At 62.4% G+C, this 20,156-nt stretch carries 22 protein-coding genes and 2 riboswitches; of the genes, 7 read left to right on the top strand and 15 right to left on the bottom strand.

Going from position 1 to position 20,156, the window contains the following annotated elements:
• Positions 1-35: 35 nt before the first annotated feature.
• From NUX07_RS08115 to NUX07_RS08095, 5 genes are all read right to left on the bottom strand, one after another.
• Entirely contained in the window at positions 36-626 is a 591-nt protein-coding gene (locus NUX07_RS08115) for a TIGR02466 family protein (RefSeq protein WP_265530068.1), read from the bottom strand.
• Complete coding sequence (gene pth, locus NUX07_RS08110) at positions 623-1,192, bottom strand: aminoacyl-tRNA hydrolase (protein ID WP_265530067.1); 570 nt, start codon at positions 1,190-1,192, stop codon at positions 623-625. The genes NUX07_RS08115 and pth overlap by 4 nt, the downstream gene beginning before the upstream one ends.
• A gap of 83 nt (positions 1,193-1,275) precedes the next feature.
• On the bottom strand, positions 1,276-1,968 hold the full coding sequence (locus NUX07_RS08105; RefSeq protein ID WP_265530066.1) for a 50S ribosomal protein L25/general stress protein Ctc: 693 nt from the start codon (positions 1,966-1,968) through the stop codon (positions 1,276-1,278).
• Between the two features lie 121 nt (positions 1,969-2,089).
• Positions 2,090-3,079, bottom strand: coding sequence for a TraB/GumN family protein (locus NUX07_RS08100; RefSeq protein WP_265530065.1), 990 nt, complete (start codon positions 3,077-3,079; stop codon positions 2,090-2,092).
• A 105-nt stretch (positions 3,080-3,184) separates the two neighbouring features.
• Entirely contained in the window at positions 3,185-4,123 is a 939-nt protein-coding gene (locus NUX07_RS08095; protein ID WP_265530064.1) for a TraB/GumN family protein, read from the bottom strand.
• 228 nt (positions 4,124-4,351) lie between these two features.
• Between NUX07_RS08095 and NUX07_RS08090 the strand changes: the two genes are divergently transcribed.
• Both NUX07_RS08090 and glyS read left to right on the top strand, forming a co-directional pair.
• Entirely contained in the window at positions 4,352-5,212 is an 861-nt protein-coding gene (locus NUX07_RS08090; protein ID WP_265530063.1) for a glycine--tRNA ligase subunit alpha, read from the top strand.
• Positions 5,209-7,338 (top strand): glycine--tRNA ligase subunit beta, encoded by a 2,130-nt coding sequence (gene glyS / locus NUX07_RS08085; RefSeq protein WP_265530062.1) that lies wholly within the window; start codon positions 5,209-5,211, stop codon positions 7,336-7,338. The genes NUX07_RS08090 and glyS overlap by 4 nt, the downstream gene beginning before the upstream one ends.
• Here the strand turns inward: glyS and NUX07_RS08080 are convergent.
• The 8 genes from NUX07_RS08080 to NUX07_RS08045 all read right to left on the bottom strand — a co-directional run bounded on the left by NUX07_RS08080 (position 7,335) and on the right by NUX07_RS08045 (position 14,757).
• Positions 7,335-7,610 (bottom strand): hypothetical protein, encoded by a 276-nt coding sequence (locus tag NUX07_RS08080; protein ID WP_265530061.1) that lies wholly within the window; start codon positions 7,608-7,610, stop codon positions 7,335-7,337. The two genes, glyS and NUX07_RS08080, sit on opposite strands and share 4 nt — an antisense overlap.
• 117 nt (positions 7,611-7,727) lie before the next feature.
• Positions 7,728-8,753, bottom strand: coding sequence for a type II secretion system F family protein (locus tag NUX07_RS08075; RefSeq protein ID WP_265530060.1), 1,026 nt, complete (start codon positions 8,751-8,753; stop codon positions 7,728-7,730).
• Between the two features lie 10 nt (positions 8,754-8,763).
• Positions 8,764-9,735, bottom strand: a complete 972-nt coding sequence (locus NUX07_RS08070; protein WP_265530059.1) for a type II secretion system F family protein — start codon at positions 9,733-9,735, stop codon at positions 8,764-8,766.
• 66 nt (positions 9,736-9,801) lie between these two features.
• The gene (locus NUX07_RS08065; RefSeq protein ID WP_265530058.1) at positions 9,802-11,076 is read right to left on the bottom strand and encodes an AAA family ATPase; all 1,275 of its coding nucleotides are present in this window, start codon (positions 11,074-11,076) and stop codon (positions 9,802-9,804) included.
• The gene (locus NUX07_RS08060; protein WP_265530056.1) at positions 11,076-11,741 is read right to left on the bottom strand and encodes a CpaD family pilus assembly protein; all 666 of its coding nucleotides are present in this window, start codon (positions 11,739-11,741) and stop codon (positions 11,076-11,078) included. The genes NUX07_RS08065 and NUX07_RS08060 overlap by 1 nt, the downstream gene beginning before the upstream one ends.
• A 27-nt stretch (positions 11,742-11,768) precedes the next feature.
• Positions 11,769-13,220, bottom strand: a complete 1,452-nt coding sequence (locus tag NUX07_RS08055; RefSeq protein ID WP_265530054.1) for a type II and III secretion system protein family protein — start codon at positions 13,218-13,220, stop codon at positions 11,769-11,771.
• Between the two features lies 1 nt (position 13,221).
• Entirely contained in the window at positions 13,222-14,241 is a 1,020-nt protein-coding gene (gene cpaB, locus NUX07_RS08050; RefSeq protein WP_265530053.1) for a Flp pilus assembly protein CpaB, read from the bottom strand.
• Positions 14,242-14,289: 48 nt separating this feature from the next.
• Entirely contained in the window at positions 14,290-14,757 is a 468-nt protein-coding gene (locus NUX07_RS08045) for an A24 family peptidase (protein ID WP_265530052.1), read from the bottom strand.
• A 53-nt stretch (positions 14,758-14,810) separates the two neighbouring features.
• Between NUX07_RS08045 and NUX07_RS08040 the strand changes: the two genes are divergently transcribed.
• On the top strand, positions 14,811-15,911 hold the full coding sequence (locus NUX07_RS08040; protein ID WP_265530051.1) for an NAD(P)/FAD-dependent oxidoreductase: 1,101 nt from the start codon (positions 14,811-14,813) through the stop codon (positions 15,909-15,911).
• Positions 15,912-15,914: 3 nt separating this feature from the next.
• Here the strand turns inward: NUX07_RS08040 and rnhA are convergent, their stop codons facing one another.
• Both rnhA and ispH read right to left on the bottom strand, forming a co-directional pair.
• A complete protein-coding gene (gene rnhA / locus NUX07_RS08035) occupies positions 15,915-16,361 on the bottom strand; it encodes a ribonuclease HI (protein WP_265530050.1) in 447 nt (148 codons plus the stop codon).
• Entirely contained in the window at positions 16,354-17,295 is a 942-nt protein-coding gene (gene ispH, locus NUX07_RS08030) for a 4-hydroxy-3-methylbut-2-enyl diphosphate reductase (protein ID WP_265530048.1), read from the bottom strand. The genes rnhA and ispH overlap by 8 nt, the downstream gene beginning before the upstream one ends.
• A gap of 88 nt (positions 17,296-17,383) precedes the next feature.
• Here ispH and NUX07_RS08025 point away from each other — a divergent pair, with 88 nt between their 5' ends.
• From NUX07_RS08025 to NUX07_RS08010, 4 genes are all read left to right on the top strand, one after another.
• Positions 17,384-18,016 (top strand): hypothetical protein, encoded by a 633-nt coding sequence (locus tag NUX07_RS08025; RefSeq protein ID WP_265530047.1) that lies wholly within the window; start codon positions 17,384-17,386, stop codon positions 18,014-18,016.
• Positions 18,017-18,105: 89 nt separating this feature from the next.
• Positions 18,106-18,199, top strand: a riboswitch (glycine riboswitch).
• 1 nt (position 18,200) lies between these two features.
• Positions 18,201-18,271: riboswitch (glycine riboswitch) on the top strand.
• A 17-nt stretch (positions 18,272-18,288) separates the two neighbouring features.
• The gene (gene gcvT, locus NUX07_RS08020; RefSeq protein ID WP_265530784.1) at positions 18,289-19,440 is read left to right on the top strand and encodes a glycine cleavage system aminomethyltransferase GcvT; all 1,152 of its coding nucleotides are present in this window, start codon (positions 18,289-18,291) and stop codon (positions 19,438-19,440) included.
• The gene (gene gcvH / locus NUX07_RS08015; protein WP_265530046.1) at positions 19,440-19,811 is read left to right on the top strand and encodes a glycine cleavage system protein GcvH; all 372 of its coding nucleotides are present in this window, start codon (positions 19,440-19,442) and stop codon (positions 19,809-19,811) included. The genes gcvT and gcvH overlap by 1 nt, the downstream gene beginning before the upstream one ends.
• On the top strand, positions 19,808-20,155 hold the full coding sequence (locus NUX07_RS08010) for a hypothetical protein (RefSeq protein WP_265530045.1): 348 nt from the start codon (positions 19,808-19,810) through the stop codon (positions 20,153-20,155). The genes gcvH and NUX07_RS08010 overlap by 4 nt, the downstream gene beginning before the upstream one ends.
• The last annotated feature ends 1 nt before the right edge of the window (position 20,156 follow it).

Genomic DNA, 20,156 nt, shown 5'->3' with positions numbered 1-20,156 from the left:
GCGTGGCTCCTTTCGGCGATGACCCTATCGCACCGTCAGGCGAAGTTGAAGCTGATCGACAGGCGTTCGCCGCGGCCTCGGTGCGGCATTACCTCGTGGCGCAGGAAGCTTTCCCACAATAGCAGCATGCCCGGTTTCGGATCGACCGACACGTAGGGTCTCAGATGTTCGGGCGCGTCGTCATCGCGCATCGGGGCCGCCATCATCTGGCTGTGGCGCGGATCCTCGAAGCGGATCGCGCCCGCCTTGCCCGGTACTTCGACGTACAGCGTGCCCGACAGGATGCTGTGCGGGTGGATATGCGCGCTATGATGCGCGCCCGGCTTCATCAGGTTTACCCAAAGGCTGTCGAGCTTGGGCTTCACGTCCCATGCCAGCTCCTTGGCAAACGCACGGGCGTGGCGGGTGAGGATGCGCTTCAGGTCGGCGAACGCAGGATCGCGCTGCGGCAGGTCATTGAGCGAGGCGTAGCTGGTATAGCCCTTATAGCCCTTGGCAGCGCTCCAATCGCGACCGGCCGTATCGTCCTCTGCGAGAACACGGATCGAATAGGCAAGCTCCTCGAGCAAATCGTCTTCGTCGAGCATGGCTTCATAAAGCGGGGTGACGAACAGGTTGCGGGTCATGACTGGCACCGTAGCGCGACATCATTCATGAAGCGCGCGTCCTCGCCCTTGGCCAGCCAATGCGCTTCCAGCGCCATCGCGACCAGCATCGCGCCCAGGTCGTCGATCTCGGTCTTGTGATAGTTGCCGAGGACGTGGCCATGGACGCGCTCCTTGCTGCCCGGGTGGCCGATGCCGATGCGAACGCGGCGAAAATCGGGACCCAGATGCTTGTTGATCGAACGCAGGCCATTGTGCCCGGCAAGGCCGCCGCCAATGCGGACCTTCACCTTCATCGGTGCCAGGTCCAGCTCGTCGTGGAAGACAGTCAGGTCCTCTTCGCCGAGCTTGTAGAAATCAAGCGCGGCGCGAACCGAGCCTCCGCTTTCGTTCATGTAGGTGAGGGGCTTTAATAGCACGACCTTCTTGCCGCCAATGCGGCCTTCGGCGGTCAACCCGCGAAACTGTTTCTTCCACGGTGAAAAGTCATGCTCTTCGGCGATCGCGTCGACCGCCATGAAGCCGACATTGTGCCGGTGTGCCTGATATTTGTCGCCCGGATTACCGAGCCCCGCCCAGATCTGCATCAGGGCGCTCTAGCGAAGAAAAAGGCCGCCGCCCACCCGTTGGTGCGCGACGGCCAATTTCGTCAGGTGCAATAAGGAAAGGCTTATTCGCCGTCCTTGGCTTCGGCGTCGCCGCCTTCGCCTTCGGCGCCTTCTTCACCTTCTGCGGCTTCGCCCTCTTCGCCTTCGACGCCTTCTTCATCCTCTTCCTCTTCGGAATCGGACTTCATGGCGCTCGGCGCGGTGACGCCGGCGATGGTGAAATCGCGATCGTCGATCACGCTGGTCGAACCTTCGGGCAGCGTGATGTCGGAGAAGTGGACGCTGTCGCCGATGTCGAGGCCATCGAGGCTGATGACGATCTCGTCGGGAATGCTGGCTGCATCGCACAGGAGTTCGAGCTCGTGACGCACCACGTTGAGCACGCCGCCACGCTTGAGGCCCGGCGAGGCTTCTTCGTCGATAAAGCGGCACGGAATATTGACTTCGACCTTCGAGCCCTTGGCAAGACGGAAGAAGTCGACGTGGATGGGACGGCTGGTGACCGGATGGAACTGGACGTCCTTGGGCAGGGTGCGGTGCTTGTCACCGTCGACCTTGATCTCGACAACCGAGTTCATGAAGTGGCCCGTCTGGAGCATCTTCACCAGGACCTTTTCCTCGACGTGAATCGAGATGGGATCTTTCTTGGCGCCGTAAACAACGGCGGGGACCCGACCTTCGCCTCGCAGGGCACGAGAGGCTCCCTTGCCTGCTCGTTCGCGCGGTTCGGCGGGCAGCGTCAGCTGATCGCTCATGTGCGTATTCCTTCAAATGGATATGTCATGTCCCACCACGCCTCCAGGGATGACCATGGCGAAGGACCGGCGCGCTATAGAGAGGAAGCGGGCCTGATGCAAGGGAAAGAAGGCGCACGCATTACTGGATTCGGGGCACGGAAAATCCCTGTTTTTCAAGCATGTCGATTACGCTGTTTTCTCCAGCGAAGTGTGCGGCACCGCCGGCGATGAGGAAGGTGCCCTGCTCTTCATCGAGCAGGCGCAGCGCCTCAAGCACCCACCGGGCATTGCGATCATCGAGGATGGCCTTGTCGAATTCGGCGACGATTGCCGGGTCGACGCCGTCGAACCAGTCGTCCTCGTTCAATGCAATCACATTGCCTGCCGCCCAATCGGTGATCATCTGATTGTAGTTGTCCGCTTCATCTTCCTCGTCGCTTAGCATGGCTTCGAGGAAGGCCAACTGCGCCGCTTCGCTCAGCGTATCGAAGAAACCATAATGTTCTATCCCGCTTTCCAGGCTGCGCACCGGCTTTCCGTCGGCATCGAAGATGGCCTGCAACTGCTCGTCGGCACCTTCGCTGTCGGCATATTCTTCGTAGGTAAATTCATAGATCAGAATGGCGGCGAGCCAGGAATCGAGATTGTCGAACCCGCTTTCGGGGATCGGGATCTTCGCCAACACGGCGTCGAATTCGTCGTGCAGGTCGGGATCGATCCGTTCGCGGATCGTCGGATGGTCGAGATTGACGCCAAGCCGGCCAAGCATGCCGATGAAGCGCATGACGTCGAACCCGTCGTCGGCAATCTCGAGATAGAGGATGTCCGATGCCTCGATCACTTCATCGAGTTTCGCATTTCGCCAGGCAAAGTCTTCAGGCAGCGCATGAATGGTGCCGAAGAAATAGATCGTGGTATCGTCATCGGCGAGCGCCCAGATTGCGGGGGCGGGGATGGGCTCGGAAACGGGCGCGTCGACTTCTTCCGCGTCAGCAACCTCGCCGCCCGGCTGTGTGGGCGGTGACGTCGGAAGAACGACTTCAATCGGCGGCTCGTTGTCCGGAGCGACGTCCTGCGCTGCGAGCGAAGCGGGTAACAGCAGCAGCATGGCTGCGACGAGGAAACGCACGATCACTTTGTCCTTCGCGACGATGACACTGGCTGGAGCCTAAGCAGAACGCCGCGCCAGGGATAGTCCCGACGCGGCGCTCTTTTGTCCGAAATGACGTTAGGCCTAATCGTCGATACGGGTCGCGACATAGCCCTTTTCGGCCAGCATGTTGATGACGCTATCGTCGCCGACCAGATGGCCCGCGCCGACCGCGACGAACACGGTACCCGGCTGGCCCATGCGTTCGACGATGTCGCCCGTCCAATCGGCGTTGCGATTGGTCAGCAGCGCCTGGCGCACCTCGGAGCCGATCGGGGCGCCTTCGTTGAAGGTCGCGGCAATGCCGTCGGTGTCGCCGCGCTTCCAGCTTTCGAGCATCCCGTCGAGAGTGGCGCGCATTTCTTCTTCGGGCACCAGCGATTCCGTCAGGAACATCGTCTGCGCTTCGAGCGACATGCCGTCGAGATGGCCGAGCTGCTCTTCGGCGGTCTCAAGGCCTTTGACCGGCAGGTTGCGCTCGTCCACGTCACCACGAAGGACGATTTCCACACCGGCATCGGTGTCGTAGCCGAACTTCATCGCGGTCACGCTCGACAGGGTGAGCGCGATGAACCAGTTTTCCATGACGTTGAGCGCCTGCGGCGGAATGCCGGCCGGCGTCAGCAGTTCGGCGACGCGCGCGGCGTTCTCTTCCCCGATGCGTTCGGCAAGCGAGGGCTGCGTCGGATCGATCGCCATGCTCTGGATCAGCGGCATGATCGCCGACGGATCGCGCAGGTCGTCCTCGATCTCGAAATAGATTTCGTCCGAGGCGGCAAGCGCGCTGTCGATCGTGTCGGTGCGCCACTCGAGGTCCTTGGGCAGCAGGTGGAAGGTGCCGAGCAGGTAAACGGTCGTGTCTTCGTCGTTCAGCTTCCAGATGGCCGGATCGACCTGACCTTCGGCGGCGACGTTGCCAAGTGCGGACGCGCTATCTGCGGCGCTATATGTCTCGCCGTAGCTGGCGCAGGCCGAGGTAGCGAGGGCAACCGCGGCGACGGTGGTAACAAGCAACTTTTTCACGATAATCTCCTGTTATACAAAACTGTTGTTTAGCGGTAACGGTAGAAAAGCAACCCGGCATAAAGGGCGGTGTGGTCGCAAATGCACAGCATCTATTGGAGCGGTCCGACGGAAAGGCCGAATTTCTAGAGCGAAGATTTCGACGAACGGTCGTGATTACCCTTCCTTTCCCCCGGAAATGCGACCTTTGCTTGACGCTTGCGCATGCCTCACGCAAAGCGCTGCACCATGTTGTCATTTCAAGACCTGATCCTGACGCTGCACCGCTATTGGGGTGAGCATGGGTGCGCGATCCTCCAGCCCTATGACATGGAGATGGGTGCGGGCACGTTTCACCCGGCGACCGTGCTGCGCGCACTGGGGTCTGAGCCGTGGCGCGCTGCCTACGTACAGCCGTGCCGCCGTCCAACCGACGGGCGTTATGGCGAAAATCCCAACCGGCTGGGGCACTATTATCAGTACCAGGTGATGATCAAACCGAGCCCTGATCACCTGCAGGATCTCTATCTCGGCAGCCTGGCAGAAATCGGGATCGACCCGCTCAAGCACGACATCCGTTTCGTCGAGGACGACTGGGAAAGCCCCACGCTGGGTGCCTGGGGCCTGGGCTGGGAAGTGTGGTGCGACGGCATGGAAGTCACGCAATTCACCTATTTCCAGCAGGTCGGCGGGTTCGATTGCAAGCCGGTGTCTGGCGAGCTCACCTACGGTCTCGAGCGGCTGGCGATGTACATCCAGGGCGTCGACAACGTGTTCGACCTCAAGTTCAACGACCATGGCACGACCTACCGCGACGTGTTCCTCGAAAATGAAAAGCAGATGAGCAAATATCATTTCGAGGTCGCCGATACCGAGGCGCTGTTCGACCTGTTCCGCAAGGCCGCAGCGGAAGCCGAAAACTGCCTCAAGAACGACGTGCCGATCGCCGCATACGAGCAAGCGATCAAGGCGAGCCACATCTTCAACACGCTGCAGGCGAGGGGGGTCATCTCGGTCGCCGAGCGCCAGGCTTATATCGGGCGCGTGCGCGATCTGGCGAAGGGTGCCTGTGCTGACTGGATGAAGCAGCTTGAAGGGGAAGCGGCGTGAGCGATTTCCTTCTGGAGCTGTTTTCCGAAGAAATCCCGGCGCGGATGCAGGTCGGGGCGCGGCGTGACTTGCAACGCCTCTTCGAAGCGCAGCTTGCCGAGGCAGGGCTGAAGGCGGACGCGATCCGCACCTACTCGACGCCGCGGCGGCTTGCGCTGATCGCGCAAGGGCTGCCCGACGCGACCGAAGCCGTGCGCGAGGAAATCAAGGGGCCGCCCGAGGGCGCACCCGATCAGGCGATCGACGGTTTTTGCCGGAAAAACGCGATTTCTCGCGACGATCTCGAGGTGCGCGACGTCAAGGGCCGCAACACCTATTTTGCCGTCATCGACAAACCCGGGCAGCCGACGGTGGACATCCTCGGCCCAGCGATTGCGGCGATCGTGCGCGATTTCCCGTGGCCCAAGTCGATGCGCTGGGGCGCTGCCTCGGCGAGCAGCGAGAGCCTGCGCTGGGTTCGCCCGCTGCACCGCGTCGTCGCGCTGCATGGCGAGGCCATCGTGCCGGTCGAGATCGAGGGTGTGAGCTGCGGCGCGGCGACGCTCGGCCATCGCTTTCATCACCCGGGCGAGATCACGATCGGCGGCGCCCATGACTATGTCGAAAAGCTCAAGATGGCGCACGTGCTGGTGGACCATGAAGAGCGCGAGGCGATCGTCCGCGATGGTGCCGCGAAAGCCGCCGCCGATGCTGGTTATGACCTGATCGAGGATGAAGGCCTCGTCATCGAGAATGCCAGCCTCACCGAATGGCCGGTGCCGCTGCTCGGCCGTTTCGATCCGGACTTTCTCGACGTGCCCGAAGAGGTGATCCAGAAGACCGCGCGCGCCGACCAGAAATATTTCGTGATGCGCGACGGCGAAAAGCTGGCGCCTGCGTTCGTCTGCACCGCCAACATCGACAGCAGCGATCCCGCCGCGGTGGTGGCGGGCAATGAACGCGTGCTGGCGGCCCGGCTCTCCGATGCGCGCTTTTTCTGGGAAAACGATCTCAAGGTGCCGCTGGAGAGCCTCGGCGATCAGCTGGCCGACATCGTGTTCCACGAAAAGCTCGGCACCGTCGCCGACAAGGTCGAGCGCGTCGCCAAGCTGGCGCGCTGGCTCGCCGAAGAAAAGATCGTCGACGCCGATCCCGACACGGTCGAACGCGCCGCGCGCCTCGCCAAGAACGACCTCGTCACCGGCCTGGTCGGCGAATTTGGCGAGCTTCAGGGCATCGTCGGCGGTCACTTGGCGCGCGCGCAAGGCGAAGGCGACGAAATCGCCGATGCCGTGCGCGATCACTACAAGCCGGTAGGGCAGGGCGATGACGTCCCTACTGCGCCGGTGACTGTGGCGGTGGCTTTGGCGGACAAGATCGACACGCTGGTTTCGTTCTTCCAGTTTGACCTCAAGCCGACTGGGTCCAAAGACCCATTCGCACTTCGCCGAGCAGCTCTTGGCGTCATCGCCTTAATCCTCGAAAACGGATTGCGAGTGACGATGCGTGATCTGATTGCTGCTGCGTCACACCCGGAAGGAAGTGCCGATGCAGGGCATGACATCGGCGGTTTCCTTATCGATCGCCTGAAGGTTCAACAGAGGGAAGCAAACGTCCGTCACGACATGATCGATGCGGTCGTCGCCGTGGAAACGGATGGCGACAAGGTGCGGTTGGTGGACCGCGTCAAAGCGCTTCAAGCATTCGTCGAGACCAAGGAGGGCACCGACCTGCTTGCCGCCTACAAACGCGCCGCGAATATACTCAAAAAAGAGGGCTTCGAAGGCGAGGGTTCGATCCCCGGCAGGATTGAGCAGACCGGCGAGGAAGATCCGTTCGTGCTGGTCTCCGACGGTCTCGAAGACGCCATCGCGGAGCTTGACCATGACAGCCTCGAACCCGCCGAACGCGCGCTGGCCGATGCGCTGGTGACGGCGGGGCCGGTGGCGACGCAGGCGCTGGAAGACGAAGATTTCACCGCCGCGATGGGCGCGCTGGCGTCGCTGCGCGGGCCGATCGACGCCTTTTTCGAAGACGTGATCGTCAATGCGGACAATGCGGACGTGCGCAAGCGACGCCTCGGCCTGCTCGCGCGGTTCCGCGAGCTGGTGAATGGCGTCGCCGACTTCGGTAAAATCGAAGGTTAGGCGCGGGGCGGGGGCGCTTCCTCGCCGTCGTCCACGGCTTCGACATCGATGCCCTTGGAACGCAGCGCGGCGGCGCGCAGCGAATCCTTTTCGCGCCATTCGGTCTCCGCCGCCTTGTAGTCGGCTTCGATCCGCTCGCGCTTTTCCACTTCGTTGCGGTAGCGCTCTTTCCATTTGCGGCTCCCGCCCGAGAGCAGGAACATGCCGGCAAAGATGCCGAGCAGAAACACCATCCCGACCAGGATCCACTGGTCCTGCGTGAAATCGAGCATGCGAAAACTCCCCGTTGTTTGCCTGATCGCTAGCACGGGGCGAGGGGCCGCGCAAAATGAAACCGCCGCCGCCCCGAAAGGCGACGGCGGTACCTTCCCCCCACCTGGGAAGCTTGGTTAGGCGCGGTTCACAAAGTTGTCGCTGATCGCACAGGCCGCGGGGCCAAGGATCACGATGAACAGCACCGGAAGAATGAACAGGATGAGCGGAATGGTCATGATCGCCGGCAGGCGCGCGGCCTTTTCTTCGGCGCGCATCATGCGCTCGTTACGGAATTCCGCCGACAGGACGCGCAGGGCCGAGGCCAGCGGCGTACCATATTTCTCGGTCTGGATCATGGTCGTCACGACGCCGCGCACAGCTTCCAAATCGACGCGCTTCGACAGGTTTTCGAAGGCCTTGCGACGCTCGGCCAAGAAGCCCAGTTCGATCGCGGTCAGGCCGAATTCGTCACCCAGTTCGGGATAGGCCTTGCCCAGTTCGCGCGCGACGCGGTTGAAGGCGGCATCGACCGTAAGGCCGGCTTCGGCGCAGATGACCAAGAGATCGAGCGCATCGGGCAGGCCCTTGCGGATCGCATGCGAACGCTTGGTGATCTTGTTCTTAAGCCAGATATCGGGCGCCTTGTAGCTCAGCAGGATGGTGCCGGCGACGGTCGCATATTTCTTGAACCAGCCCCACTCCGGGAAATAGTCGACAAGATAGATGAGGACGACCGCCGTGATGCCGAGCACGACCGGCAGCACGAAACGCGCGAAGATGATGAAATAGGCCAGTTCCTTGGAGCGGATACCCGCCTGACCCAGCTTCTCCTGGGTCGTCTTGATCTGGTCTTCCTGCAGCATCTTGAAGTTGGACAGGATCGAACGGACCCTGTCGGCCGCTTCGTTCTGATGCTTCAGCTTCTTGCGCTTGTTGGTCGAGGCGACGATGCCGGCCTTCAATTGCTCGCGGCGAGCGTTCAGCGCCTTGACGCGCTTGGCCATCGGGTCCTTGACCGTAGTCGCGGCATAGATGGCGGTAAGCACGGCCATCATGGCGACGAAGGCCAGGCCTGTCGCAACCAGGATGACATCGACACCGAGAAGTTCGGGTCCGCCCATCGACAGGGCAGCAGCGATGAAAGTGGTGAGTGTGGTCATCGTCTTCCCCCTAGATCTCGAAGTTGACCATCTTGGCCATCATGGCGACGCCGATCGACATCCACACGAGGCCACCGATACCGGCCACCATCAGGCGCTCGTCGATGAAGAAATTCTCCATGTATTCGGGGTTCATCATGTAGACGAGACCGAACACGATGAAGGGCAGCGAGCCAACGATCATCGCCGAGGCTTTGGATTCCGAGCTCATCGCCTTGATCTTGAGGCGCATCTGGATGCGTTTGCGCAGAACGTCAGCGAGGTTGGCCAGCGTTTCGGCGAGGTTACCGCCGGTTTCGCGCTGGATCGCCAGCGTGATGACAAAAAACTGGAATTCGGGCGTGCCGAGGCGATCGGCGGTTTCCTGGAGCGCCTGCTCCATGGTGCGGCCAACCTTCATCTTTTCCGCGACTTCCTTGAATTCCTTGCCCACGGGGCCAGGAATTTCGCCGGCGACGATACCGAGCGTTTCGGTGATCGGCAGACCCGAGCGCAGGCCGCGAACCATCAGTTCGATGGCATCGGGGAAGTTCTGGTTGAACTGGCCCATCCGCTTCTTGATCATCATGCCGACCCACAGGTGCGGCAACCCGACACCCACGGCCAGGCCGAACATCAACGCAAACAGGAACGGCATGCCCTTGAACGCCATCAGCACGGTGATGACGCCGGCGATGCCGAAATTGATGCCAAGATACTTGGCGAGCGGAATGTTCTTGCCGGTCTTCTCGAGACGCAGGCGCATCAGCTCGGGCTTGGGCATCAGCGACGTCGCGAAGCCTTCCATGCGGCTGTCGCGGTCGGCCATCAGCTTGCGGATCTGCATCTGTGCACTGGCCTTGAGCGCGCCGCCTTCGCTGTGGCGATCGCGCATCTGAGCGACACGGCGCTTGAACGTCTTGGACGGACCGTTGGAGTTGATGGCGATCCATACGCCGCCCACCAACAGGGCCAGTCCCAGTGCAATGATGATCAGCAGCATTGCGTCATCCCCTCGAGTGGGAGCCGGTGGGCGAGGGACGTTGCCCTCGCCCGGGCTCCCGTTACATTAGGCTGCTTCGGCTTTGGGCTTCGACAGCATGTTCTTCAGATTGTCGACGAGGGTCTTGGCCCCCTTGCCGCCGGACGGCTTGTCGACAGTATCCGCGCCATCTTCCGAAGCATGGCTCAGGACCATGTTCGACAGGTTGGCGAACGGCGCACCGAGCTTGCCGGTGGCGATCTCCGCGAGCGGCTTGCCGAGCTTGGCAGCCTGCGCCGCCGTTTTCGCGTCGAACGGGAAGACGATGTCGATGTCACGCTCGATCGACTGCTCAAAATCCTTCTTGGAGATTTCGAGCGCGCCGCCGGCGGGCACACGGTTGGCCACGGTGATGACCTTGGTCTGCGGCGCATTCGACTTGAGCCAGGCGAGGACGCGAATGGTGTCGCGCGTGGCGGCAAGCGTCAGTTCCGAACAGACGATCGCGACATGGGCATCGTGCACCATGTGCGGATACTGGATCATCATGTGACGCGGCAGATCGACGACCGTCGCTTCGAAGGCATTCTTCATTTCTTCCTGGAGTTGGAAGAAAGCCGTGCCATCGGTCTGCAGCGGGGCATTGATCGGCGCTTCGGCCGAGAGGACCGACAGTCGTTCATTGGCGCGCACCATGGCGCGTTCGATGAACAGGCCGTCGATACGGCTCGGATTTTCGATCGCGTCGGTCAGGCCGCGGCCGGGCTCGAGGTCGAGGCTGAGCGCACCGGTGCCGAAATGGACGTCGAGGTCCAGGAGGGCAGTGGAACGTTCGGCCTTTTCACCGAGCATCCAGGCGAGGCTGGAAGCGATAGTCGAGGCGCCGCAACCGCCACGCGTACCGATAACGGCCGTCATGACATTGGGCTTTTCAACCTGCTGTTCGCCGCGCGGGCCGGACAAGATCGACTGGGCGTTGGCGAAGGTATCGCGCACCTGGTCGACCGTGAACGGCTTCAGCAGATAATCGTGGATGCCGCTCGCGACGAGGTCGCGATAGAGGCGGACATCGTTGACCTGGCCAGCGGCGATGACGATCGTGCCCGGCTCGCAAACTTCGGCGAGGGCGTTGATGTCATTGAGCGGGTCGGCCGATTCCGACAGGTCCACGAACAGCACGTTCGGGCTAGCGGAAACCGAGAGCGACTGGACGGCATTGCGCAGTCCACCCATGTTGACCTTCTCCGGCGACCAGCCATGCTCGACCGCCACAGGGCGCAGCATGTCTGCCGTTTCTTCGTCACAGACGAATGCCGTGAAAGGTTCACGAAGCCCTGCGCGGGCCTGGAAAGGTGCGTTCATTAGTTTCCTCCCCCAGAGTTACGACCGCCCTGTGCACCACCGGTGCTGACGTCTTCGAGACCGCCTTCGCCCGTGGGCTCTGCGTCGCGATAGCTGCCGACAGCGCGGCTCGAGGTGCGAACGTCGACCGTCGAAGAGCCTTCGCGGCCGCGGATCAGATCTTCCGGGTTCGCCACCATGGCGGCCAGGTTACTGTTCACGCCGCAGCCAAGGCCGGGCAGCTGGCGATTATTCCAGTTGGGAACGGTCGCTTCCGACCAGTTCGGGCAACCCGGAACGCTGGCCTGCGTACGCGTCACGATAACGCGTGCCGCTCCCGGCGCGATCTGGCTGGCCGTGACCGGCGCACCTTCCGAAAGCTGGAGGCCGTAGCGGCCGGCGATCCGCGCAATGTCCTGGCGGGCGCTGGCAGCAGCGGGGCCGCCGTCGACATAGATGGCGTCACCGTAGCCAAGTTTCATCGAGCGGAACCAGCTGTCGAGACGCTGGGCCTCGGGGCCGGATAGCGTGCCCGCCGTGGTCGTCACGTCGAAGGCGTAGCTCTGCTGCGTGACGACTGGCTGGTTGACCGGCGCGAGGCCGCGCGACAGCTCGTCATAGGGCTGGTGGTTGGCGCAAGCCGCGGCGAAGGCGACGAGCGGCAGGATGGCGATCTTCTTCATCATCTTATCAATCCTTTCCTGATGCTCGGCCTAGATGCCGAAGCCCGGCTGGGCAGGGGCTGCGGCGACCGGCGTTGCCGTCGGTGCCGAAGCGACAGGGGCACTCATGCCCGGCTGGCTGGCGGGCGCCGCGGCGGCACCCGGAGCAGTCGGCTGACGTGGTGCCCACAGCTGGCCTTCAAGCTGGCGCTGTGCGTCGGTCGGCACGCGGTAGCCATCGGTCGGCAGGGCCATCTGGCCCGAGACCGGCTTGACGAGATACGGCGTCACCACGACGACCAGCTCGGTTTCCTGCTTGCGATAGCTGGTCGAGCGGAACAGGGCGCCGAGAATGGGGATGTCCCCAAGGAACGGTGCCTTGTCGATCGTATTGTTGTTGGTGTGCTGGAGCAGACCGGCGATCATGAAGCTCTGACCCGAGCCCAGTTCGACCGTCGTTTCCGCACGACGCGTGGTCAGCGCGGGGACGTCGAAACCGTTGAGGCGGATCGAGCCCTGCGTCGAGAGTTCCGAAACTTCGGGACGCACGCGCATCGAGATACGACCATCATTGAGCACGTACGGCGTGAAGGCGAGGCCGACACCATACTGCTTGTACTGGATGGTCACCGAACCAAGCTCCTGGCTGACCGGGATCGGGAATTCGCCGCCGGCCAGGAAGCTGGCGGTTTCACCCGAAAGCGCGGTCAGGTTCGGTTCGGCCAGCGTCGTGACGAGGCCGTCGGATTCCGCAAGGTCGATCGTCGACAGCAGGTCGAGGCCGAAGACCTTGCCCATGATGCCGAGCGAGGTGCCGATCTGGCCGCCTGCGATGTCGAACGGATTGCGTGACCCGAAGGCAGAGCCCTGGTCGATCGCGAAACGACCGCCGCTGGTGCTGTCCTGCGAAGTGAGGTTGATGCCGATATTCTTCAGCATCGAACGGTTCACTTCAGCGATGCGCACCTTGAGCGTCACCTGGAGCGGGGTCGCCTGCTTGAGGCGGCTAACCACTTCGACTTCGCCGCCGGTATAGGCAGCGACGAGGCGTTCGGCTTCCTGCGCATCGTCAGGCGAGGCCACGGTGCCGGTGAGCAGGATGAGCCCGTTCATCGGCGTGGCCTGGATGTTGGCTTCGGGCATCGCCAGGTTCAGCATTTGATCGACGCTGGTGACGTTGCGACCGACAACCACGTCCGCAGCGTAGACGACGTTACCGCCGCGCCCCGTTGCATAGATGGTCGTGCGACCCGCATTTTTGCCGAAGATATAGAGTTCGCGTTCCGAACGGACCTGGATATCGGCAATCTCGGGATTGGCGATGAACAGGTCGGCCATCGGCGCGGGCAGGCGCACCAGGGTGCCGCTGTCCTGCGAAACGTTGAGCTGTTCGGTCGGCTGGACCGAGCGGCTCTGCGCGGCGGCCGGGGCGGTCAGCGCCGTGGGCGCCGTCGCAATGGCCAGCGCGAAGAGCGCGGTCTTGGTGAAGGTAGTGGTCTTCATCTTAACGTGCTCCCACAGAAACAGTGGTCGTCGCATTGCCGCGCGATACGCGAACAGTCGGACCAGCATTGACGAACGGTTGGGCAGCCGGCGCACCGCCACCATTGTTGGCGGCCGGTGCGGGTGCCGGAGCGCCCACGGCCGGGATGGTCGAACGCTGGAAGCGCGACACCTGGCCACCGGTGGTGAAAGTGGTGTTCTTGTCGGCAGGCTGGTTGGCCACGGCCAGCAGCATGCGACGTTCTTCAGCCGGATCGGTCGTTTCGTTGACATTGACCTCACCCGAGGCGATGGCGCGTTCGAGTTCGGACTGGTTGTCGGCGATCGAGCGCAGCGCCAGGCTGAGCGTACCGATCTGGCGGGCAATCGCGATCTTCTCGGCGATCTTGGGGGTGACTTCGAGGGTCACGGTCGTTGCCTGGAGGACCTGCACGTTGCCCGATTCGTCCTTGGTTTCGGTCAGACGATTATCGGTCGCGAGAATACGCAGGTTGCGAATGATCGTTTCAGAAGCGGTAAGGCCGCGGCCGTCATCTTCACCGACCGTCTGGGTCAGCACCATGTCGACGCGGTCGCCCGGGAAGATGAAGCCGGCAACACCCGACGTTTCATCAACGGGAACGGTGATGGCACGCATGCCCGGGCCAAGCGCCGCGGCGAGGAAGCCGCGGTCCTGCGGCCCGATCAGCGAACCGCGCGATATCGGCTGGCCCGCCTGCATTTCGGTGCGCACCACACGGCCGATAAGTTCCGCCGGATCGCTATCCGCCGAATCCTCGGTGTAGTAGGCCGCGGTCACCAGCTCCTTGGGCCAGGCCTGGTAGCCCAGCGCCTCGGCATCGATGATGGTACCGACCGGCAGCGGTTTCTTTGCGATAAGGACTTTGGGCCCGGCAGGAACGACTTGCGCCGCTTCCGCCTGCTGGGCGCCGGCCCCGGTGAACATATTCTTGGCCAGCACCGCGGTGACCGCAGCAATGACCAATGCTCCGACGAGCAACATGATTTTCTTCGCGTTCATGGCGTATCCGCCTCCCCAATTTGGGTTTCCCCACAACGGCCCTACTGATCAGGCAAAATGGTTAAGAAAGCGTTGGGTGAGGTTCGCGAGTGCGCCGATGGCAATGGCAACGCCGTAAGGAACCTTTGTTTTCCCAGCTTTTCCGGTGATTTTATGATGTATGATAGCGACTAGCGTTACGATGGCGCCGGACAGCGACATGATGATCAAGAATCGCAAAACGCCCGTCGGCGCGAACCAGAGCGCGCAAGCGGCGCCCAATTTGACGTCGCCGCCGCCCATCATTCCAATGTAGAATCCGATCGCCAGGATCGCGAAGACGAGCGCCGCGATACCGACGCGCCAGGCAATGTCCGGCCACAACGAAAGACCGGTTGCCCACCAGTAGGGTACGGCCAGCGCCGCCACGACCAGCACGAGCTGGTTGCGGATCGTATAGGTCTGGACATCGCGGATGGCGGCCCAGATGAGCAGCAGCGCGAACAGGCCGTTTAGCGTTAAAGCGACATTGGTCATGAAATGTGCTGTAGACGGCAGCACTTTCCAAACCGTAACCACGATGGCGAATCATGGGCACGAAAATCGACATTCTGATCGTTGGTGGTGGCATAGCCGGCGCGAGCCTGGGTGCGCGGCTCGCGGGTGCGGGCAAGCGGGTCATCCTGCTGGAGACCGAGGCGCAGTGCGGGATGCATGCGACGGGCCGCTCGGCCGCCTTCTGGCAGGCGAGCCTCGGCGGGGACAGCCCAGAACGCGCACTGAGCCTTGCCTCCAAACCGATGTTCGACGCGCGCTGGCCGGGCGCCGACGTGCCACTGTTGCGCGAACGCGGCGCATTTCATCTTACCGGTCCGTGCGGCGAAGACTTTCCCAACCTGGGATCACTCGAAGGCGAACACCGCCCGGTGAAGCTGGACAGGGAAGAGGTTCTGGAGCAACTGCCGGGCCTTGGCGAGCATTATACCGGAGGATGGTGGGAAGAGAGCTGCGCCGATATCGATGTCGCGGCCTTCCACCAGGCATGCCTCGCGGCTTTCCGCCGCGCCGGGGGCGAAGTCGTTGCCGGGCAGGAACTACAGTCTGCCCGCTTTGAGAAGGGTGTTTGGCACGCCCAGACGGCGATGTTCGCGATCGATGCGGACATTATCGTCAATGCCGCGGGTGCTTGGGGTGACGTCGTGGCCGAACGCTGCGGGGTGACTGGGCTGGGTCTCCAAGCGCGCCGCAGAACCGTCGTGCAGCTGGAAATCGACCGTACCGGTCTGCGCGACACGCCGTTCGTGACCGACTTGCACGCCAGCTTCTATTTCAAGGGCGAAGGAGATTCGTCGGTCTGGGTGTGCCCACTCGACGTGACGCCAAGCCCACCTTGCGATTCCGCCCCCGAAGAGATCGATGTCGCGACTGCAATCGACCGCTTCCAGCAAGCCATCAACTGGCCGGTGGTGCGCGTTGAACATAAATGGTCGGGGCTGCGAACTTTTGCGCCTGACGAACATATGAAGTTCGGGTTCGACAAGGATGCGGCAGGTTTCTTTTGGTGCGTCGGGCAGGGGGGCATGGGGATCCAGGCTGCGCCGGCCTATTCGCTCCTATGCGCGCACCTTATATTGGGGGACGATCATCCCGAGGAACTCGAGGGCATCGATCCGGCGGCGTTTCAGCCGTAAAGATTATTCGCAGGCCCAGTTCTTGGCCTGCGCAGTTGCCAGTTCGTCGGCGCGCTCGTTTTCCGGATGGCCGGCATGGCCCTTGACCCACTTCCACGTGACGTCGTGCCGCGCCGCCGCCTCTTCGAGCGCCTGCCATAAGTCGGCATTCTTGACGGGCTTCCTGGCCGCGTTTTTCCAGCCATTCTTTTTCCAGCCGTGAATCCACTTGGTGATCCCATCGCGCACATAGGTGCTGTCGGTGGTCAGCGTGACCTTGCACGGACGCTTGAGCGCATTGAGCGCTTCGATCGCCGCCGTCATTTCCATGCGATTGTTGGTGGTCTCGACATCGCCGCCCGACAGCTCTTTTTCATGCTGCCCCATGCGCAGGACGGCACCCCAGCCGCCGGGGCCTGGATTGCCCTTGCAGCTACCATCGGTGAAAATCTCTACGAGATCGTCAGGCAACGAGCTGCCTCGGCAGTTTGAACACCATGGCTTCTGGCTCGTGCTCGGCTTCTTCTTCGATAACCTCGAAGCGCTCGGCGATTGCATCGATGACTTCGCGCACGAGGACTTCGGGGGCCGAGGCACCGGCCGTCACGCCAAGGCACGAGGGTTCGCCCAGCCAGTCCCAGTCGATGTCGCTGGCGCGCTGCACGAGACGCGACGGCACGTCCATGCGTTCGGCGACCTCGGCCAAACGCCGGCTATTCGAGCTGTTGGGCGCACCGATCACCAGCATCTTGTCGCAGCTTTGCGCGATCTGTTTGACCGCCGCCTGGCGATTGGACGTGGCGTAGCAGATGTCCTCGCCGCGCGGGCCCTGAATATTTGGAAAGCGCGATTTCAAAATGTCGATGATGGCGGCGGTGTCGTCGACCGACAGCGTTGTTTGGGTGAGGAATCCCAGATTATCGGGATTCGCCACCTCGACCGTGCGCGCGTCTTCTTCGGTTTCCACCAGCTGCATGCTGCCTTCCGCGACTTGGCCGAAGGTGCCGATGACTTCGGGATGGCCTTCATGGCCCACGAACAGGATCTGCATGCCTTTTCCGACCATGCGTTCGGCCTGGCGGTGGACCTTGGAGACGAGGGGGCAGGTGGCATCGAGATAGTCGAGGCCGCGGGCCTGCGCTTTGGCGGGCACCGATTTGGGTACGCCGTGCGCGGAAAAGACGACAGGAACGCCGTCCGGCACCTTGTCCAGTTCTTCGACGAACACCGCGCCCATTCCGCGCAGCCGGTCGACCACGAACTTGTTATGCACGATTTCGTGACGGACGTAGACGGGCGGGCCATATCGTTCGAGCGCGAGTTCGACGATCCGGATGGCGCGGTCGACGCCTGCGCAAAATCCGCGCGGGGCGGCAATTTTGAGATGAAGTGAAGGCTTTTGCATGGTCGGACCCCATGTAAGCGATTGCTTGCGGGGTTGAAAGCGCCTTCCTATGGAGGGAGCCAAGCTTTTCAGATTCTCGAGGTACTTCATGACGTCCCGCATTCTTCCGCTTATCGGCCTTCTTGCTCTCGCCGCCTGCTCGCGCGAGGGGCGCATCGGCCAAGGCGGTATCTTCGTCGAGCGGTCGGCGTGCCCGCAGCTCGCCATTCCGGCCGGCACCGGCGACATCACCTTGTTCGACCCGGCCGACAGCACGGCGGCATCGGCTATCGACGTTTCGGCGGCGATCACGAACCTGCGCGCCAATTGCTATGAAGACACGGCGAACGTGACCTCGGTCGCGACATTCGACGTGGTGGCGCAGCGCCGCGATGCCGGGCCTGCGCGCCAGGTGGTGTTGCCGATCTTCAACGTGTCGATGCAGGGCGGCGAAACGGTGGCCTCGAAGAAGGTCGGCCGTATCGTGCTGAATTTCGAAGCCGGCTCGATCCGCACCGCAACCAACGGTCAGGCGACCATCCGCGTGGACCGCGGCGCGGCGACAATCCCCGAAGAAGCACGCCGCGAACTCACGCGCCGCCGTCGTCCGGGTGACGTCGATGCTGCGGTCGATCCGCTGACGATCCCCAGCGTGCGCGATGCCGTGAAGAACGCGACTTTCGAGCATCTCGTTGGCTTCCAGCTGACGCCCGAACAGCTGCGCTACAACGTCACGCGCTAAATCTTCACCTTCGGACGCGACGAGCGCCAATCCTAATTGACTCCCGCGCGCACCCGCGCGAGGAGGACGTGTCTCCGGTCTTCGGGCCGGGTGGGCGCATGGGAGAGACTCGCGTTCGACACGCGGGCGCCGAAGGAGCAACCGCCCCCGGAATCTCTCAGGCAAAAGGACCGTGCGCGCTCGACAGTCTGGAAAGATCCCGGGAAATGCCGGGGCGCCGAAGGGGTCATGCTCTCAGGCACAAGTGACAGGCTGGGGGTTTGGAGGACCGCATTCACGCGGCCTCGGACCTTGGAGAAGCGCGCGTGTCGGACCCGAAAACCCTTCCTCTCAATGACTGGCACATTGCAAGGGGCGGTCGCATGGTGCCGTTCGCGGGTTATTCCATGCCGGTCCAGTATGAGGGCATTATGGCCGAACATCTCTGGACCCGCGAGCATGCCGGCCTGTTCGACGTCAGCCATATGGGGCAGCTTACCTTTCATGGCGACGATGTCGCCGAAGCGCTAGAGACGCTGCTGCCCGGCGACATCAAGGGCCTTGGCGACAATAAGCTGCGTTATTCGATGCTGCTCGCCGAGGATGGCGGGATCATCGACGACCTCATCGTTACCAAGGTGGTGACGCCAACGACGAGCCATTACGCGATGGTCGTCAACGGTGCCTGCAAGCATGGCGATATCGAAAATATGCGCCGACGGCTGCCCGACGGGATCGAGATCAAGCATCACGAAGGTCAAGCGCTGCTGGCCTTGCAGGGACCTGAAGCTGCCGCCGTTATTACCGACGTGATCGGCGACATCAGCGATCTGGGCTTCATGTCGTCCAAGGGCATGGTCTGGAACGACGCGTTCCTATGGGTAAGCCGCGCGGGCTACACGGGCGAAGACGGGGTCGAAATTTCTATCGCGGCAGAATACGCCACCGCGCTCGCCGAAACGCTCGCGGCCGATGAACGGGTCAAGCCGGTCGGGCTAGGCGCACGCGATTCGCTGCGGCTCGAAGCGGGGCTGCCGCTCTACGGGCACGATCTTGATACCGAGACGACGCCCGTGATGGCGGACCTCGGCTTCGCAATCTCCAAGCGCCGCCGCGCCGAAGGCGGCTTTGCCGGGGCCGAACGACTCCTCGATGAGCTGGCCAATGGCGCCATCACCAAACGCGTCGGCCTCAACGTCGAAGGTCGCCAGCCCGTGCGTGAAGGCGCGATGGTCATCGATGAAGAAGGCAACGAGGTCGGCAAGGTGACGAGCGGCGGCTTCTCGCCCTCGCTCCAGCGTCCGATCGCGATGGCCTATGTGCCGACCGCGATGGCTTCGCCGGGGACCAAGGTCCAGCTGTCGCAGCGCGGCAAGGTTTTTCAGGCCGAAGTAGCGCAGATGCCCTTCGTGCCGCACAATTATCACCGCAAGGGGAAGAAGTGATGAGCCTCTATTTCACCAAGGAACATGAATGGGTCCGCGTCGAAGGCGATGTCGCCACGGTCGGGATCTCGGACCACGCGCAGCAGCAATTGGGCGATATCGTGTTCGCCGAAACGCCCGAAGCGGGCCGCGATGTCGCCAAGGGCGACGATGCTGCGGTGGTCGAGAGCGTGAAGGCAGCCTCGGACGTCTATGCGCCGGTTTCGGGCGAAGTGCTCGAAGGCAATGAAGCGCTCGCAGATAACCCCGCGCTAGTGAACGAAGATCCGGAAGGCGAGGGCTGGTTCTTCAAACTGAAGCTCGCCGACACGTCCGAACTAGACGGCCTGATGGCCGAAGACGAATATCGCGACTGGGTGAAGACGCTGTGATCCTTGCTTCCTCCATCATTCTTGCCGCGCTTTTTGCGCCGGTCAACACGACGGTGGAGGAGATGAAGGCTGCGCCGAGCGATTTTCATGGCAAGGAAGTCGTGATCGAGGGCTGGGTGATGCGATGCCAAGGGTATGACTGCGCCATTCGAGATCATCGCGATATGGATGCGCCGTCACTCTCGATTGCAAGCGGGACGATCTTCGACACCGTGGTGGGCGCACAGGCCCCGGTTCGGGTTAAACTGACCGCTACTGTAGATGCCACCTGTTTTAGCGGTGAGTTTGTCTGCACGGACCGGCCGCCCGAACTCACGCCCAAGAAATGGAAAGTGAAGTACTGAC

Origin of the sequence: Sphingomicrobium marinum, assembly GCF_026157105.1 — a bacterium.
Taxonomy (GTDB): domain Bacteria; phylum Pseudomonadota; class Alphaproteobacteria; order Sphingomonadales; family Sphingomonadaceae; genus Sphingomicrobium; species Sphingomicrobium marinum.
Note: the sequence above shows the minus strand (reverse complement) of the source record. Positions and strands in the feature narration are given on the sequence as shown.

What these genes read in the sequence shown, in the direction of transcription:
- NUX07_RS08105 (WP_265530066.1), bottom strand. Translation starts at nt 1,968, where the DNA reads ATGAGCGATCAGCTGACGCTGCCCGCCGAACCGCGCGAACGAGCAGGC.
- NUX07_RS08075 (WP_265530060.1), bottom strand. Translation starts at nt 8,753, where the DNA reads ATGACCACACTCACCACTTTCATCGCTGCTGCCCTGTCGATGGGCGGA.
- cpaB (WP_265530053.1), bottom strand. Translation starts at nt 14,241, where the DNA reads ATGAACGCGAAGAAAATCATGTTGCTCGTCGGAGCATTGGTCATTGCT.
- NUX07_RS08040 (WP_265530051.1), top strand. Translation starts at nt 14,811, where the DNA reads ATGGGCACGAAAATCGACATTCTGATCGTTGGTGGTGGCATAGCCGGC.
- NUX07_RS08065 (WP_265530058.1), bottom strand. Translation starts at nt 11,076, where the DNA reads ATGAACGCACCTTTCCAGGCCCGCGCAGGGCTTCGTGAACCTTTCACG.
- NUX07_RS08060 (WP_265530056.1), bottom strand. Translation starts at nt 11,741, where the DNA reads ATGATGAAGAAGATCGCCATCCTGCCGCTCGTCGCCTTCGCCGCGGCT.
- NUX07_RS08070 (WP_265530059.1), bottom strand. Translation starts at nt 9,735, where the DNA reads ATGCTGCTGATCATCATTGCACTGGGACTGGCCCTGTTGGTGGGCGGC.
- NUX07_RS08055 (WP_265530054.1), bottom strand. Translation starts at nt 13,220, where the DNA reads ATGAAGACCACTACCTTCACCAAGACCGCGCTCTTCGCGCTGGCCATT.
- NUX07_RS08025 (WP_265530047.1), top strand. Translation starts at nt 17,384, where the DNA reads ATGACGTCCCGCATTCTTCCGCTTATCGGCCTTCTTGCTCTCGCCGCC.
- ispH (WP_265530048.1), bottom strand. Translation starts at nt 17,295, where the DNA reads ATGCAAAAGCCTTCACTTCATCTCAAAATTGCCGCCCCGCGCGGATTT.
- NUX07_RS08115 (WP_265530068.1), bottom strand. Translation starts at nt 626, where the DNA reads ATGACCCGCAACCTGTTCGTCACCCCGCTTTATGAAGCCATGCTCGAC.
- pth (WP_265530067.1), bottom strand. Translation starts at nt 1,192, where the DNA reads ATGCAGATCTGGGCGGGGCTCGGTAATCCGGGCGACAAATATCAGGCA.
- gcvH (WP_265530046.1), top strand. Translation starts at nt 19,440, where the DNA reads ATGAGCCTCTATTTCACCAAGGAACATGAATGGGTCCGCGTCGAAGGC.
- NUX07_RS08090 (WP_265530063.1), top strand. Translation starts at nt 4,352, where the DNA reads ATGTTGTCATTTCAAGACCTGATCCTGACGCTGCACCGCTATTGGGGT.
- NUX07_RS08045 (WP_265530052.1), bottom strand. Translation starts at nt 14,757, where the DNA reads ATGACCAATGTCGCTTTAACGCTAAACGGCCTGTTCGCGCTGCTGCTC.
- NUX07_RS08080 (WP_265530061.1), bottom strand. Translation starts at nt 7,610, where the DNA reads ATGCTCGATTTCACGCAGGACCAGTGGATCCTGGTCGGGATGGTGTTT.